General features: G+C 29.7%; 19 protein-coding genes and 3 tRNA genes. 12 read left to right on the forward strand and 10 right to left on the reverse strand.

The window, feature by feature from the left end; genetic code table 11:
- The first annotated feature begins 16 nt into the window (after window positions 1-16).
- A complete protein-coding gene (locus tag deia_RS02330) occupies window positions 17-793 on the forward strand; it encodes a DUF5915 domain-containing protein (protein ID WP_146820559.1) in 777 nt (258 codons plus the stop codon).
- A 149-nt stretch (window positions 794-942) separates the two neighbouring features.
- On the opposite strand, the gene deia_RS02335 is transcribed toward deia_RS02330, so the two are convergent.
- A tRNA-Trp gene (locus deia_RS02335) sits at window positions 943-1,018 on the reverse strand.
- Between the two features lie 100 nt (window positions 1,019-1,118).
- On the opposite strand from deia_RS02335, the gene rpmA reads away from it, so the two are divergent.
- The 4 genes from rpmA (at window position 1,119) to rpmH (ending at window position 3,901) form a co-directional block, all read left to right on the forward strand.
- Window positions 1,119-1,367, forward strand: coding sequence for a 50S ribosomal protein L27 (gene rpmA / locus deia_RS02340; protein ID WP_146820560.1), 249 nt, complete (start codon window positions 1,119-1,121; stop codon window positions 1,365-1,367).
- A gap of 14 nt (window positions 1,368-1,381) precedes the next feature.
- Window positions 1,382-2,233 carry a translation elongation factor Ts gene (tsf, locus tag deia_RS02345; RefSeq protein WP_146820561.1) on the forward strand — a complete coding sequence of 284 codons (852 nt, stop codon included), beginning with the start codon at window positions 1,382-1,384 and terminating at the stop codon, window positions 2,231-2,233.
- A gap of 3 nt (window positions 2,234-2,236) precedes the next feature.
- A complete protein-coding gene (gene cysS / locus deia_RS02350) occupies window positions 2,237-3,625 on the forward strand; it encodes a cysteine--tRNA ligase (RefSeq protein WP_146820562.1) in 1,389 nt (462 codons plus the stop codon).
- Between the two features lie 141 nt (window positions 3,626-3,766).
- The gene (rpmH, locus tag deia_RS02355) at window positions 3,767-3,901 is read left to right on the forward strand and encodes a 50S ribosomal protein L34 (RefSeq protein WP_146820563.1); all 135 of its coding nucleotides are present in this window, start codon (window positions 3,767-3,769) and stop codon (window positions 3,899-3,901) included.
- Window positions 3,902-4,018: 117 nt separating this feature from the next.
- Here the strand turns inward: rpmH and lipA are convergent, their stop codons facing one another.
- Entirely contained in the window at window positions 4,019-4,924 is a 906-nt protein-coding gene (gene lipA / locus deia_RS02360) for a lipoyl synthase (protein WP_146820564.1), read from the reverse strand.
- 12 nt (window positions 4,925-4,936) lie between these two features.
- On the reverse strand, window positions 4,937-5,899 hold the full coding sequence (locus tag deia_RS02365) for a Rossmann-fold NAD(P)-binding domain-containing protein (protein ID WP_146820565.1): 963 nt from the start codon (window positions 5,897-5,899) through the stop codon (window positions 4,937-4,939).
- Window positions 5,900-6,090: 191 nt separating this feature from the next.
- Here deia_RS02365 and deia_RS02370 point away from each other — a divergent pair, with 191 nt between their 5' ends.
- Window positions 6,091-6,447 (forward strand): hypothetical protein, encoded by a 357-nt coding sequence (locus tag deia_RS02370; protein WP_146820566.1) that lies wholly within the window; start codon window positions 6,091-6,093, stop codon window positions 6,445-6,447.
- Between the two features lie 71 nt (window positions 6,448-6,518).
- Here deia_RS02370 and nusG read toward each other — a convergent pair whose 3' ends face one another.
- The 4 genes from nusG to uppS form a co-directional block, all read right to left on the reverse strand.
- Entirely contained in the window at window positions 6,519-7,067 is a 549-nt protein-coding gene (nusG, locus tag deia_RS02375) for a transcription termination/antitermination protein NusG (RefSeq protein ID WP_146820567.1), read from the reverse strand.
- Window position 7,068: 1 nt separating this feature from the next.
- Window positions 7,069-7,236 (reverse strand): preprotein translocase subunit SecE, encoded by a 168-nt coding sequence (gene secE / locus deia_RS02380; protein ID WP_146820568.1) that lies wholly within the window; start codon window positions 7,234-7,236, stop codon window positions 7,069-7,071.
- Window positions 7,237-7,309: 73 nt separating this feature from the next.
- Window positions 7,310-8,092 carry a phosphatidate cytidylyltransferase gene (locus tag deia_RS02385; RefSeq protein WP_146820569.1) on the reverse strand — a complete coding sequence of 261 codons (783 nt, stop codon included), beginning with the start codon at window positions 8,090-8,092 and terminating at the stop codon, window positions 7,310-7,312.
- A 57-nt stretch (window positions 8,093-8,149) separates the two neighbouring features.
- On the reverse strand, window positions 8,150-8,845 hold the full coding sequence (uppS, locus tag deia_RS02390; protein WP_281284145.1) for a polyprenyl diphosphate synthase: 696 nt from the start codon (window positions 8,843-8,845) through the stop codon (window positions 8,150-8,152).
- Between the two features lie 98 nt (window positions 8,846-8,943).
- On the opposite strand from uppS, the gene deia_RS02395 reads away from it, so the two are divergent.
- The 6 genes from deia_RS02395 to deia_RS02420 all read left to right on the forward strand — a co-directional run bounded on the left by deia_RS02395 (window position 8,944) and on the right by deia_RS02420 (window position 12,635).
- A tRNA-Arg gene (locus deia_RS02395) sits at window positions 8,944-9,020 on the forward strand.
- A 12-nt stretch (window positions 9,021-9,032) separates the two neighbouring features.
- A tRNA-Val gene (locus deia_RS02400) sits at window positions 9,033-9,109 on the forward strand.
- A 21-nt stretch (window positions 9,110-9,130) separates the two neighbouring features.
- Entirely contained in the window at window positions 9,131-9,649 is a 519-nt protein-coding gene (rimM, locus tag deia_RS02405) for a ribosome maturation factor RimM (RefSeq protein WP_146820571.1), read from the forward strand.
- A gap of 102 nt (window positions 9,650-9,751) precedes the next feature.
- Entirely contained in the window at window positions 9,752-10,723 is a 972-nt protein-coding gene (locus deia_RS02410) for a D-alanine--D-alanine ligase (protein ID WP_146820572.1), read from the forward strand.
- A gap of 182 nt (window positions 10,724-10,905) precedes the next feature.
- On the forward strand, window positions 10,906-11,742 hold the full coding sequence (locus deia_RS02415) for a cell division protein FtsQ/DivIB (RefSeq protein ID WP_146820573.1): 837 nt from the start codon (window positions 10,906-10,908) through the stop codon (window positions 11,740-11,742).
- A complete protein-coding gene (locus tag deia_RS02420) occupies window positions 11,739-12,635 on the forward strand; it encodes a 5'-3' exonuclease (protein WP_146820574.1) in 897 nt (298 codons plus the stop codon). The genes deia_RS02415 and deia_RS02420 overlap by 4 nt, the downstream gene beginning before the upstream one ends.
- A 138-nt stretch (window positions 12,636-12,773) precedes the next feature.
- On the opposite strand, the gene deia_RS02425 is transcribed toward deia_RS02420, so the two are convergent.
- The 3 genes from deia_RS02425 to deia_RS02435 are packed head-to-tail and all read right to left on the reverse strand — an operon-like array spanning window position 12,774 to window position 14,016.
- Window positions 12,774-13,367: a hypothetical protein gene (locus deia_RS02425; protein WP_146820575.1), complete on the reverse strand. Its 594-nt coding sequence runs from the start codon at window positions 13,365-13,367 to the stop codon at window positions 12,774-12,776.
- A gap of 53 nt (window positions 13,368-13,420) precedes the next feature.
- On the reverse strand, window positions 13,421-13,624 hold the full coding sequence (locus tag deia_RS05825; RefSeq protein WP_146820576.1) for a hypothetical protein: 204 nt from the start codon (window positions 13,622-13,624) through the stop codon (window positions 13,421-13,423).
- Window positions 13,591-14,016 carry a hypothetical protein gene (locus tag deia_RS02435; protein WP_146820577.1) on the reverse strand — a complete coding sequence of 142 codons (426 nt, stop codon included), beginning with the start codon at window positions 14,014-14,016 and terminating at the stop codon, window positions 13,591-13,593. Before deia_RS02435 ends, deia_RS05825 begins: the two co-directional genes overlap by 34 nt.
- Window positions 14,017-14,018 lie beyond the last annotated feature (2 nt).

Consider the following 14,018-nt stretch of genomic DNA (forward strand, 5'->3'; position numbering starts at 1 on the left):
GCATTTTGATTTTAATATGAACTCTATACATCTTCAAAATTTCCCGCAAATAAATGCAAAAATTGACTCGGCTTTAATTGATGAAATCGCGAAAATTAGGCATATTTGTAGTACGGCGCTTTCCATTAGAAAAGAGGCAAATCTTCGTGTTCGCCTTCCTCTTGCAAAAATGTGGATTTATGGAAAAAATGTCGATTTTATAGGTAAATATAGAGACATTATTTTGGATGAAATTAATGTAAAATCAATCGAGCTTTCAAGCGATATTTCAAGCATAGGTAAAGAGGTTTTACAGATAAACTTTAAAACCCTTGGCCCAAAAATTGGAAAAGATATCCAAAAAGTTTTAAATGCTCAAAAAAATGGTGAATATGAAAAAATGCCCAGTGGTAATGTTAAAATCGCCGATATTGAAATTGAAAAATGCGATTTTGACTTGTCTTTCTTGCCAAATGATAAGATTGCAACGCAGTTTTCAAAAGGTGCCGATGTTGCGGTAAAACTTGATGTCGAGCTTACTCAAGACTTGATTTCTGAAGGCATAATGCGTGATATTAATAGGCTAATTCAACAAGATAGAAAGGCAAATGGTTATAATGTAACTGATAGAATTTCAATTCAAATAGCAACTCATTGTGATGAAATAGTAAACGCTTTAAATCTACATAAAACAACTCTTATGGAGCAATGTCTTGCGGATAGCTTTGAAATCGTCCCGCTTGAAAATTTAAAATCTTATAGAGAGCATGAAATAATTGACAAAACTATACATATTTCTCTATCACGCTTGTAAGCTTGTTTTCAAAGATTTGTATAATTGAAATACTATAATCAAAAAAATGAACAAAACTGCTAAAAATCTAAGCAAAAAAATAATTCTTGTATGAATAGATTTTACGAAATAGCATGCAGTGATAGAATTTAAATAAAAGGCAATTTTTGTGGCAGGGGCGACAGGACTCGAACCTGCAACCCGCGGTTTTGGAGACCGCTACTCTACCAATTGAGCCACACCCCTATTAATATAAGAGGCTGGGATTAAAAAATAAAAGTCAATAAAAAAAAATAGTTGACTATTAAAAAAATTATGTTTCACTAGTCTACAATTTTATTCTTTTATGGCATCGAAAAAAGCTGGTGGTAGTTCACGAAATGGAAGAGATTCAGCAGGCAGAAGGCTTGGCGTTAAGAAATTTGGTGGTGAAAGCGTTGTGGCTGGAAATATTATTGTTAGACAGCGTGGTACAAAATGGCACCCAGGAAAAAATGTTGGACTTGGAAAAGATCACACTATTTTTTCACTAATTGACGGAAAGATAGCATTTCAAAACAAAGCTGGAAAAACAGTTGTTAATGTTGAGGCATAATTATATATAAATATATGGAAAATTTAAAAAAATTAAGAGATATAAGTGGTGCTGGTCTTTCTGCATGTAAAGACGCTCTTGCTCAAACTAATAACGATATCGATGCAGCAATGAAGCTTTTGCGTGAAAAGGGTATAGCCCAAGCCTCGAAAAAAGCAGATAGAGATGCAAAAGAAGGTCTTGCTGGCGTTATTTCTTTAGGAAATGAAGCTGTATTAGTAAAAATTGCATGCGAAACTGATTTTGTCGCAAGAAACGAAAAATTTCAATCTCTTGTTTCAACTATTTTAAATACCCTTGCCAAGGAAAAACCAGTAGATTTTGAATCGGCAAAAAACGTTAAGATGATTAGTTCAGGTCTAACAATTGCAGATGAAATTTCCGCAAGTGTTGGAAATGTTGGCGAAAATGTTTTATTCCTTGCTTACAGCAAATTATCAGTTTCAAACGGCGTTGTTGCAAGTTACATACACACTAAAGCTTGTGAAAATTTTGGTAAAATCGCAGTTGCAGTTGCACTTGAATCTTCAATTGCAAAAGACAAACTTGAGGAATGCGGAAGACAAATTGGCATGCATATAGCAGCTTTCAATCCTGCATTTTTATCAACTGACGATGTTTCCGAGGAATTTATAAAATCTGAAAGAGAAATCTTTACGAACCAAATGAAAGATTCTGGAAAACCTGCTGATATAATTGCTAAAATTGTAGATGGTAAGCTTCAAAAATCACTACAAGAAAATGTATTACTTGAACAAGCATTTGCAATAGATTCCTCAATTAAAGTCAAGGAATTTGTTGAAAAATTTGGCAAAGAAAATGGCGGTGAAATTAAAGTTAAAGCTTTTATTCGCTTCTCTATTTAATATATGATTTTCGCAGGTAAGGTTTTAAAGTTTTACGACTCCTTGTCTGCGAAAATGGTTGATTTTGAGCCGATTGACAAAGAAAATATTCGCATGTATGTTTGCGGTCCAACAGTTTATTCTCGTCCACACCTTGGTAATGCAAGAAGTTTTATTTTTTACGATGTTTTATATCGTATTTTAAAGCACATTTATCCAAATGTTACATATGTTCGCAATATCACAGATGTTGATGACAAAATTATAGCGGAAAGTGAAAAAACCAGCATCAGTATTGCCGAAATTACAAAAAATACTATATCTCAATTTCATCAAGACACTGAAAAACTTGGTTGCCTTTCGCCAACCGTTGAGCCAAAAGCAACCCAGCATATCGACGAAATGATAAAAATAATAGACAAATTACTTGAAAAAGGGTATGCCTATATAAAAGACGGACATGTTTTATTTTCAGTAAAAACCTTCGATAAATACTGCATTTTATCTAAAAAAAATCAAGAAGATTTAATAGCTGGTGCAAGAGTTGAAGTTGAAAATTACAAGATAGACGATGGAGATTTTGTGCTTTGGAAACCGGTTGATGCCAATGGATTTGACACAAAATTTGGTTATGGAAGACCGGGTTGGCATATAGAATGTTCGGCCATGGCGGCAAAATATTTGGGCGACGAATTCGACATTCACGGCGGCGGCGCGGACTTAAAATTCCCGCATCACGACAACGAAATTGCTCAAAGCGTGTGTGCAAGTGGCAAAAATTTTGCAAAATACTGGATACATAATGGCTTTTTGCTTGTTGACGGTGAAAAAATGAGTAAATCGCTAGGAAATTTCATAACGCCGTATAATTTAATGGAAAATGGTGTTCACCCTGAGATTATACGCTTTTCCCTTCTTTCCGCGTCTTATTCAAAGCCGCTTGATTTTACAAAAAAACTAATTGTAGACAGTGAAATTGCTATGAAACGATTTTATACACTTCTTGAAAAATACGATTTTACGGACGATAATTTTGACATCCCGCCTCTTGCCGTTGATGCGATTTTGGAAAACCTAAATACTGCAAAATACATAGCAATTATGCACTCTTTGACACATGACATAATATATAATCGTAGCGAAGATGGAGCAAAAAAAACAGCATTTCAGCTTTATTCTATGGGGCGTTTGATAGGTCTTTTTTCTTCCAAGCCGTCTGATTTTTTGTCCAGTTATAATGAAAAAATTGACATTCCAAGTGAGGTTTTAGAGCTTGCAAAAATGAGAAAATCTGCTAAAAATGAGAAAAATTTTCAACTTGCAGACGAAATAAAGAGCAAAATTAAAGACTATGGATATATAATACGAGATATAGATAAAAATGAATACGAAATTACAAAAATAAAAAATTAAAAATCATTTTATAAAAATTATATATTTTTTACTCAAAATTATAACTCTTAAATGCCAATAATTAATTTAGAAACAATTATTATTTTTTTCTTGACTATTAAAAAAAAGTTGTAAGGATGAAGTAAGCTTTGATTAAAATGTATGCTTAGAACTTATCAACCTAGTAAAAGAAAGAGGAGAAACTCTCACGGATTTAGGGCTAGAATGTCTACAAAAGGTGGAAGAAAAGTTTTGTCAAATAGAAGAAGAAAAGGTAGACACAGTATAGCTATATAATCAATATAATATCTTAAAATTATAAGATATTTATCTATATTTAGTCTTTTTTATAATTGCAATTCCATAAAGTTTCATATCTATTAAGTTTCTTTAGAATTCCGAAATGAATATAATCTAGTTTTTAAGTATTTTGTTATTTTTTAACTTATTTGCTTTTAACTTCTCAAAATCATCTCCAGCATGAAATGATGAACGCGTTAGTGGTGAGCTTGAAACCATCAAAAATCCCTTTATATAAGCCATTCTTTCAAGGTAGCGAAACTCGTCCGGTGTGTAATATTTTTTCACTTCAGCGTGTTTTTGAGTTGGTCGCAAATACTGACCAATAGTTATAAAATCAACATTTGCCGAGCGTAAATCGTCCATAACCTGTAAAATTTCCTCTTTTTCTTCGCCAAGTCCAACCATAATTCCCGATTTTGTGAATAAATTTTCGTTTAATTCCTTGACCCGCCGAAGTAAAAATAACGAGTTAAAATAACGACTTCCAGGGCGAATTGATTGATAAAGCGATGGAACGGTTTCTATATTGTGGTTAAAAACATCTGGCGGAAAATCAATTGCCAGTTTATTTAGCGTGATTTTTTCGTCCTTGCGTAAAAAATCTGGCGTCAAAATTTCAATAGTCGTCTGGGGCGATAAATTCCTTATACAATCGATGGTTTTTGCAAAATGATCAGCCCCGCCGTCGTCCAAATCGTCTCTGTCAACCGACGTTATCACGACGTGTTTTAGTCCCAAAACCTGCACAGATTCTGCGACTTTCTGCGGTTCATGTGGGTCAATTTTAAGTGGCGTTCCAGTTGCAACATTGCAAAATTTACATGCACGGGTGCAAATTGAGCCTAAAATCATGAAGGTTGCATGCTTTTTTTCCCAGCACTGGCCTATGTTTGGGCATGCCGCCTCTTCGCAAACTGTGTGAAGCCCTTTTTTGCGCATTAGCTCGTTTGTGTCGTTAAAACCACCAGAAATTGGCGCTTTTACCCTTATCCAGTCTGGTTTTTCAATTTCTGCCATATAAAAAGCAAATTAGTAGTAATTTTTTATATCAATATTTTCATCGTAAATTCCAAAATCTTCGTTTCTAAGGCATATTTTTTCTGAATATTCGTTCCAGTTTAAAGACTTAATTCCTAATTTTTCAAACATATTTACATTAATTTTATTTGAATTCACTATATCACTTGAATATAAAATCTGAGACGCAAAGCACAAAAAATCACTTGGTATTTTTTGCATAAATGAATATTTAATTTTTGATAATTTGTTTGGTATGAAAACAATTTTTGGATTTTTATTTACTGTTGTTAAAATTGATTTTACAAAATCTAATTGATTTATTTCCTGATTTACTAAGTTGTAAATTTTACCATTTGTTTTGTTATCATTTACTGTATTTATTATACTTTTTGCAATATCAATTGCATTTGTTAGATATAAAAAATTATTTTTTATAGATTTTGGCAGCACAATAAATGGTAAATTTGCAAATTGACATATACATGAAATATATTTTGACTCATTTGAAATTAAATTTCCAATTCTTAAAATTGTTGAACAATGTTTTGCTTTTTCAATAATGTTATTTTCTGCATTCTTCTTCATAGCTCCATAGCTTGATTTTGAGTCTAGCTCAGCAGATATTGAAGATATATGTATATACTTCTTAATATTATATTTTGCCGCGCATTCCGCTAAAAAGTCAGGAAAAAAAGAGTTGACAAGATTTAAATATTTTTTATTACCAATTTTTAAATCAAAGCAATTGACGACAATGTCAGATATTTTTATAAAGGATGTGATTTGTGTATAATTTACTATATCCCCTGTAACTATCGATATTCTACCTGGAAGTCCATAAGATTTCATATAATTTGCTTTTTTTATATCATCAACAACAACATTTACATTGTATCCGTTATTAGCAAATTCCCATACAATATACTTACTTAACTCGTCTGAATTGCAAAAAACTGTAACCAATTGGTTCATATTATCTATAAGAACTTCTACCTTATATCATATATTTTATAAAAGTAAATAAAAACTTGCATATAATTTTTATTAAATTACCATAAGCAATAAATGTTGAGTTTATGCATATTGATCATATTGCCCATTTTTCTTCTTTTATTGGTATTTGCTTATTTGGTTTTATTGTTACAAAAATTATTTCCAAGTTTTTGAATAATAATATTTTGCAAATTGAAAATGATAGAATTGAAATTGATAACAAGATAGAAAATCTAGAAAAAAAATTAAAAACAGCAAAGGATTTGTTGTCTGAAAAAAACAAAAAATCAATAGATGAAATTAAAAAAACTAGAAAGAAAGCTGATGAATTCTTAAAAACGGAATTGAGTAAAATGGACGAATATTATGTTAATCGTAAAAAAGATATTGACACATTAATGACCAATCTCAAACAGGACGAAATAAAAACAATTCAAAAGGAATTAATATCAGAAAGTTTGTCAGAAGTTGAATCAAAAAATACAATCAGCTTCACCAACAAATCTGATAATAAAATTATTAATTAAAAATACTAGCTTCCGAGAATTACTATAAATATCGTTAAATATTAAAGTTATTTTGGATATAAAAAATCGTATTAAATTTTAACTATTCCAGAAAATGGAATATTTACATCAACCTCTTTTCCAAAAACCGAAACCTTAATTTCAGCAATTGAATTTTCTAAGTCAACACCTGATACAATTCCATCAAATTCCTGAAAGGACCCTTCTTTAACTTTAATTTTATCTCCTATTACAAATATTCTATTTGCAGACTCGGATTTAGATATATTTTGCACTGAAGTTATAATATCTTGGTATTCGCGTTGAGAAATTTTCTTTGGCTCTTTATCACTCCCAACAAGAAAATTACGCACTCCGTCTACACCCAAAAGCATCATTTTTAAAAAGTCCGACATGCGTAATTTGGCAAAAATATAGCCAGGGTATGCATTAGTTTGAACTTCTTTCTTTTCTCCATCTTGTATAATCATAGATGTTGTTTTTGGAACAAATAATTCTTCAACATATGACTGATACTCTTCACCAAGTGATTTTCCAAGTATGGTTTCAATTTTTTTTACAACCAAGTCTTCAGTTTTAGGCTGAACGCATATTGTGTACCAATTAAAATCTTGCGACATATTAACTAAATAATAATGAAATAAATGACAATAAATAATCTAACAATGAAAGTAAAATTGCAGTTACAAATAATACCACAATAAGCATAATACTTGACTGAATAACCTCGCTTTTTGTAGGAGTTTTAATTTTTAAAAGCTCATTTTTGACGTTACTTATGAAAGACATTATACAAAATAATAATACTTAAAAACTAGCGTAAAAGTATTTTTTTATTTTTCAAGTAAATATTTTAAAAAAATTAAAAATACTGAGCACCAACATTATTTAGTATTATAAATAGAAATGGAGCCGATAGTGTAATGCTATCCATTCTATCCATTATTCCGCCATGACCTGGTATAATATTTCCACTGTCTTTGATGTTAAATTTCCTTTTAATATAAGACTCAAGTAAATCACTCATTTGGGCAAAAATTGATATAAATAAGGCTGCAACTCCAGCATTAAAAATTCCTATATTAAACGGGGTTTTTATTAGAGTAAAATACATAAACACACCAACCACAATACCTGATATCAAACCACCAATTGCACCTGACAAGGTTTTTCCTGGGCTAATTTTTGGTGCAAGTTTTCTACCTCCAAATCTTTTGCCAACAAAATAAGCACCGCAATCTGTAGCCCAAATAACACAAAAATACCAAAATATTATCGATGAACCTTTGGTATAACCAGATATTGTAACAAGGCAGGCTACTGGAATTCCAATATATGCAACGCCCATGAAAAGCCATGTTTGATATTTTTTTACATTATTTTTTAGTATAGATATAATTTCAAGCCATTCATGATAAGCTACCAAGGTCAAAAGAAGCATTAAGCAGTTAAACGCTATTCCCCCAACTAATATACATATAACAAAGATTAATCCAAAAACTCCTCCGCTATAAATTCTTTTTTGCATGTTTTCATCTGCTGCTATAGTTTTTTGCAAAATAATTGATATTTCCTTTACAAAATTAACAAATTTAATACATAACGCAGCCAATATGCCAAGAAAAGTTTTAATATAATTACTCATAAAACAAGTTTAATTAATTTAATTAAAATACATTCTTCTTAATATTCAAGTAAAAAATTATTTTCCATATTTTCTAACTCTTTTTTTATATTCATCAATTATTAAATGTAATTCGTTTTTTGAAAAATCAGGCCAAAGCGTGTCTGTGAAAAATAACTCAGCGTAAATTGACTGAAATATTAGAAAATTGCTAATTCTTTGATTTCCACCGGTTCTTATCATAATATCAACATCTGGAATGCCTTTTGTATCGAGATTATCTAATATATCATCTTCAGAAATTTGATAATTATTCTCAGATTTTTGACTAAGTATTTTATTTACAGATCTAACAATTTCATCCCTTCCGCCATAATTTATTGCAAAAATTGCAGTTGTTGTATATTGCTTTTTTTCTTTTGATATAGATTCGAGCTTTTTTAAGCTATCTTGCAAGTCAATTGGGAGTTTTTCTACATCGCCAATTATTTTAAATATAAATCTTTCATCTTCCTGAAATTTTGATAAATTTGATAATACATACTCTCTCATTAAATTAAAAAGATCGCTAACCTCTACTTCATTCCTGGACCAATTTTCCGTAGAAAAAGTATAAAAAGTTACATAAGGTATTTCAAGCTCGCTTGCACATATTAATATTTTTTCAATATTTAATGCACCAGATCTATGACCTGCAATGTCTGGTAAAAATCTTTTTTTCGCCCATCTCCTATTTCCATCCATTATAAAAGATATATGCGTAGGATTTTTCAAGCTTAAATAAAAATTTGAATCATTAAAAAGTAATATTTTTTATATGCAACAAAAAAATACTTGACTTTTGAAAATAAAATGGATTGCACTCATTAGGAGTGCCCGTAGCTCAGCTGGATAGAGCAACGGTTTTCTAAACCGTGGGTCATAGGTTCGAATCCTATCGGGCATACCAAAATTTGATATTGGATGATTAGCTCAGTTGGTTAGAGCGTTACGTTGACATCGTAGAGGTCGTTGGTTCGAGCCCAATATCATCCACCATTTGTAATTATACAATAATATATGACGAAATTGGTAAAAATAGGAACGATTATATCTGCCTTTGGTATTAAAGGTCAAGTTAAAATTTACTCAGAGGTGAACGATTTAGATCAATTTTCAAAACTGACAAAATTTGCAAATGGAGATATTTTTGAGCTAAAATCTTGTAAAAAACATAAAAATGATATATGGATTTCTCAAATAGAAGGTTTTGCATCAAGAAATGATATTGAAAAATTAGTAAAAACAGAAATTTTTTGCTATCAAAGTGATTTTCCAAAATTAAAAAACAATGAATTTTATGAATTTGAAGTTATTGGCTACGATATTGTTGAAAACTCTGTTAAAATTGGTAAATTAGTTGAATTTTTGCATTTTAAATCTACAAAAATGTTAAAAATTGAATTATGCGATAAAAATTTTTCACGCGGAAATATAGATAAAAATGGTTTTTTATTCGTTGATTCAAGAGATATAATTTCCATTAAAGAAGGTATAATTAATATACAAAATATAAAAAATATTATTACCGTGAGTTGAGTTGAAATTTTCTTAATAAACACGAAAATATTGATAAAAAAGTCTTGATTTTTAAATAATTCTTTTTGATATTTCGTGCATCACATAACTTGTAAAATTTATATGCTTTTTGAAGAAATTATTAGTAAAGTAAAAAAATTTGATTTTACAAAAATTAAGCTTGCTGTTGTTTATGGTGGAAATTTTGAGGAATCTGAGGTCTCAAGGTCGTCTGCTCGTTCAATTCTTGAAAACCTACAAAAAAGCGACTTTTTAAGCATTGATGCACTTGAATGTGATGAAAATTTAATAGACAATCTTAAAAAAATTAAGCCAGACGTTGTTTTAAACGCTATGCACGGGGAGTTTGGTGAAGATGGAAGACTGCCTGCGATACTTGATTTTTTGGACATAAAATATACTCACAGCGGCTATTTGGCATCCATTATAGCCATGCAAAAACCCCTTGCAGAAAGCATTTTTGTAAAACATAATATACCTATTGCAAAAGGAATTGTTGCCACACGAAGCGAAATTAAAGACTTCGACAAAATCTCAAAACTATTCTTAGATTTTGACGCAAAAAAGCTAGTCATTAAGCCTGTAGATGGCGGGTCTTCAATAGGCGTTTCGATAATAGAGCAGGGGGGTGGTTTTGATATTAGCGAGTCTTTAAAATGTAAATCTCAAAACTTTTTCGTTCAGGAATTTGTTGGAGGGCTTGAGGTTTCAGTTCCGGTTTTACTTGGAAAAGCACTTGGAATTTTGCAATTAAACCCAAAAAATGGCTTTTATAACTACGAAAATAAATACACAGACAATAAAACCGAGCATATTTACCCAGCTGAGCTTCCAAGTGATATTTATAACAAACTTCTTGGTTTTGCCGAAACTGCACATCTTGCTTTGGGTTGTAAAACACTGTCTAGATCGGACTTTAAAGTTGAACTTAGCACGGGAAAAATTATAATCTTAGAGACAAATACCCACCCAGGTTTTACAAAACTGTCAATCTTCCCAGAAGTTGCGGCTAAAAACGGAATTGAATTTGAAACTTTGTTAAAGTTAATGGTTTATGATGCATATTGTGAATAAAAATCACCTTTCTTACATTGCAAAAGCCTTTTATATAAAGCTTTTTTTGTTATTTTTTTTAACATTTGTTATTAGATATGCAAAATTTAACAATGAATATGAACTTTTCAATTATTTAAAACACAGATTAAAACTGGTTTTTTTGCCATTATTTTTAATACATAATATTAAATTTATAAAATATGATGCACATTGCGGATAATTACAAAATTTCTGCAAAAAGTATCAAATTGCAGCGAAAAATTAGAATATTGTATTACTACATTAAATTTTTCATGCTAATTACGTCTATATTATTTTCTTTATTTGTTATAAAATCTAAAGAAGATAATTTAGCAAAAGTCTCATCATTATTACAAAAAAATGCAATAAATTTAATATACGTTGTTAATATTTTTGATAATTACCTATTAAATGGAGTAAAAATAAGAATAAACAACTTAAATTATATAGAAAATGAAGATATAAAAAACTTGATAGTAAATATTATTAACTCAGATACAAATAAATCAAAAATTCAAGAAATCTCATATCAAATATTAAAAAATCCTTTTGTAAAATCAATTTACATAAAAAGAATGCCATTTCGATCTTTATTAATATATATCGAGGAAATTAACGTTGTTTCTTTTGCGCAAGACAAATTTTCTGGTGAAAAATATTTAATAGACAATATTGGAAAATACGTCTACTATGAAAATCAAAAAATTGAAAGTTATAAATTTGCCCAAATTACAAATTTTTCCATTGAAGAAATTGACTTTTACATGGATATGTATAAAAAAATACAAAATTGCGATAAAATCAAAATAAAAGAGTATATTAATGTTGGAAATCGTAGATGGGATTTAGTTTTGCAAAATGGTGCAACCATTATGTTGCCATCAAATTTAGACAATGATTATATTGCAAATATTTGCGAAATTGGAAGTACAAAATTAAATTTATTTTCAGATAATGCAGGTGTCGAATATCTTGATGCAAGAATAAAAGATAGGTTTTATTATAAACTAAAATGAACAAGAAAACTTTATTAATAATTGATTTATACGGTCTACTTTTTAGATCTTACTACGCTTTAAGCTATATGCCAACTGAATCTGGAATAAATATAAATGCCGTTTATGGCGTCATAAAATCTCTTATAAGTTTATTTGATTATGTCAGCCATGATTGGGTAATTCTTGCCCTAGATGGATCTGGAAAGGGCATTAGGCATGAAATGTTTTCTGAATATAAAGCAAATAGGATTAAATGCCCAGAAGATTTAATTCCGCAATTTGCAATTTTAGATGAATTTATAGCTTCATCTGACCTAAAATCATTACGGATAAATGGTTACGAGGCCGATGATATAATTGCAACTTATACAAAAATTGGAAAGGAAAATAATGCTAATGTTGTGATTTCAACAAGCGATAAAGATTTAATGCAGCTTGTAGGAGATGGGGTTTCGGTTTACAGTCAGAAGGATAGGGGGTTTATTCATACAGAGCAAGTATTTGACAATTTTGGAGTTAAACCTTCTCAAATTGTTGATTACCTTGCATTAATTGGCGATACATCTGATAATATACCAGGTGTAAATGGCATAGGAAGGAAAAAAGCTCAATTTTTGCTTAATAAATACAAAAATATAGAGGAAATTTATGAAAAAATTGATGAAATTGATAATAATGTAATCAAGTTAGCACTAATAAATGATAGAGATAATGCATTTTTGTCAAAAAAACTGGCAAGTTTGATTATAATAGAAGAAGAGGGTATTGATAAAAATATAGATTATTTTGGAAAATTTAATAAAAATAGTGAAAAATTTATCAATTTTTGCAAAAAATATAATATAAAGCTATTTAATCAAGAAAAAATAAAACAAAATCCACCAATAAATGAACAAATGAATCTTTTGTAAAGATCCTATTTAATCAAGACAATGACAATCAATAGCGAATCAACTTGACATCAATAAAGATCTGGCAAATTATCGCATAATAAATATTATGATAAATAAACTGCTTTTTTCTCTCCGATAATTCCGCTTCTCTCTGTTTCAAATTATCAATCTGGAGAATGTTGTTGTTTTTGTTGTTTTTTTTTGAAGAATTTGTTGTTGGTAACTATTATTCTTCATCTTGATTTGGATATCTCTATCTGATACTGCTGTATTGTGGTTATTAACTGATGATAATTTCGATAGCATAATACCAAAACTATTTTTTTTCTCCGATAATGCCTTTTCACTGGCTTTCAAATCTTCTGTCAATTTTTCAATATTTTTATTGTTTTTACTCTCTTCATCTTTGTTTTCGATAATCTCTTGTTTGATAGTATCATAATTATAATTGGATTGATTATTATTGAGTAAATAATGCAACAGTTGATCTTGCGTTAATTCTATATTTACTGCATTACGATGCAATGTTGACACTTGTTGTCTTCCTTGTCCTCCTTGTAATTCTTGAAATACGCGAGAAAGAACTGAATGTGACGCTGTTATAAGAAAAATATCTTTTGTATTGCCTTCATTTTCTTTTCTTTGTACTACTACTACTTCAGGTTGATTTCCTCCACAACATAGGAAATCTCTAAATCTATCATACATTGATCTATTTGCTTCTAAATTATTAACAAGGTATATTGACATACGTTCAGTCAACTCCTTATTTAACCTATTATTTAAATCATTATTTTTTTTTGTCAACTTATTATTTTTTTTGTCAACTCTTCTATCTCATTTCTATCAAGAATACTTTTTCTTTCACTTTCAATTATTTCTTTCCTTATTTTTTCCAATTCAACTATTTTATCAACAAAAGCATCATTGAAAATAATATTGTGTTTATTATCATTAATAAAATCAATAATCTTTAATGCTGTATTATCATCAGGAGTGCTGCACATAAGATAAATATCTTGAAGTATTGACATTTTTCTCCGTGTGTATTTATTTGTCCTTCGTAATAATTAAAATCTTCTTTAGTCAAAGCACGTATTTTATCTTGATTACCTTGTATATGAAGATCAAGATTCTTCATATTAAGAGCGTGAAATCGTTGATCTAATCCGCCACAACATATTTGAATTTGTTTATTGTCTACAATTTTCATGCTAATCCTATCATCCAATGCTTTAATTTTTTCCATTACAATCGCTGTCTTTTGTATTTTTTCTTCCTTTTGTGTTCGGAAAGTCGATATCAGGTCATTGTTTCCTGTAATAATATTTTCTCTTCGTTGTGCATCTGATAGTAACAATAGTTTTTCTTTTGTTTTTTGAACTTCATTTTTTTGCATAT

It is taken from the genome of Candidatus Deianiraea vastatrix (genome assembly GCF_007993655.1).
Lineage (GTDB): Bacteria > Pseudomonadota > Alphaproteobacteria > Rickettsiales > Deianiraeaceae > Deianiraea > Deianiraea vastatrix.

Excerpts from the sequence above, each read along its gene's own strand:
- deia_RS02330 (WP_146820559.1), top strand. The coding sequence starts at position 17 with ATGAACTCTATACATCTTCAAAATTTCCCGCAAATAAATGCAAAAATT.
- rpmA (WP_146820560.1), top strand. The coding sequence starts at position 1,119 with ATGGCATCGAAAAAAGCTGGTGGTAGTTCACGAAATGGAAGAGATTCA.
- tsf (WP_146820561.1), top strand. The coding sequence starts at position 1,382 with ATGGAAAATTTAAAAAAATTAAGAGATATAAGTGGTGCTGGTCTTTCT.
- cysS (WP_146820562.1), top strand. The coding sequence starts at position 2,237 with ATGATTTTCGCAGGTAAGGTTTTAAAGTTTTACGACTCCTTGTCTGCG.
- rpmH (WP_146820563.1), top strand. The coding sequence starts at position 3,767 with ATGCTTAGAACTTATCAACCTAGTAAAAGAAAGAGGAGAAACTCTCAC.
- lipA (WP_146820564.1), bottom strand. The coding sequence starts at position 4,924 with ATGGCAGAAATTGAAAAACCAGACTGGATAAGGGTAAAAGCGCCAATT.
- deia_RS02365 (WP_146820565.1), bottom strand. The coding sequence starts at position 5,899 with ATGAACCAATTGGTTACAGTTTTTTGCAATTCAGACGAGTTAAGTAAG.
- nusG (WP_146820567.1), bottom strand. The coding sequence starts at position 7,067 with ATGTCGCAAGATTTTAATTGGTACACAATATGCGTTCAGCCTAAAACT.
- secE (WP_146820568.1), bottom strand. The coding sequence starts at position 7,236 with ATGTCTTTCATAAGTAACGTCAAAAATGAGCTTTTAAAAATTAAAACT.
- deia_RS02385 (WP_146820569.1), bottom strand. The coding sequence starts at position 8,092 with ATGAGTAATTATATTAAAACTTTTCTTGGCATATTGGCTGCGTTATGT.
- rimM (WP_146820571.1), top strand. The coding sequence starts at position 9,131 with ATGACGAAATTGGTAAAAATAGGAACGATTATATCTGCCTTTGGTATT.
- deia_RS02410 (WP_146820572.1), top strand. The coding sequence starts at position 9,752 with ATGCTTTTTGAAGAAATTATTAGTAAAGTAAAAAAATTTGATTTTACA.
- deia_RS02415 (WP_146820573.1), top strand. The coding sequence starts at position 10,906 with ATGATGCACATTGCGGATAATTACAAAATTTCTGCAAAAAGTATCAAA.
- deia_RS02420 (WP_146820574.1), top strand. The coding sequence starts at position 11,739 with ATGAACAAGAAAACTTTATTAATAATTGATTTATACGGTCTACTTTTT.
- deia_RS02425 (WP_146820575.1), bottom strand. The coding sequence starts at position 13,367 with ATGTCAATATACCTTGTTAATAATTTAGAAGCAAATAGATCAATGTAT.
- deia_RS05825 (WP_146820576.1), bottom strand. The coding sequence starts at position 13,624 with ATGTGCAGCACTCCTGATGATAATACAGCATTAAAGATTATTGATTTT.
- deia_RS02435 (WP_146820577.1), bottom strand. The coding sequence starts at position 14,016 with ATGCAAAAAAATGAAGTTCAAAAAACAAAAGAAAAACTATTGTTACTA.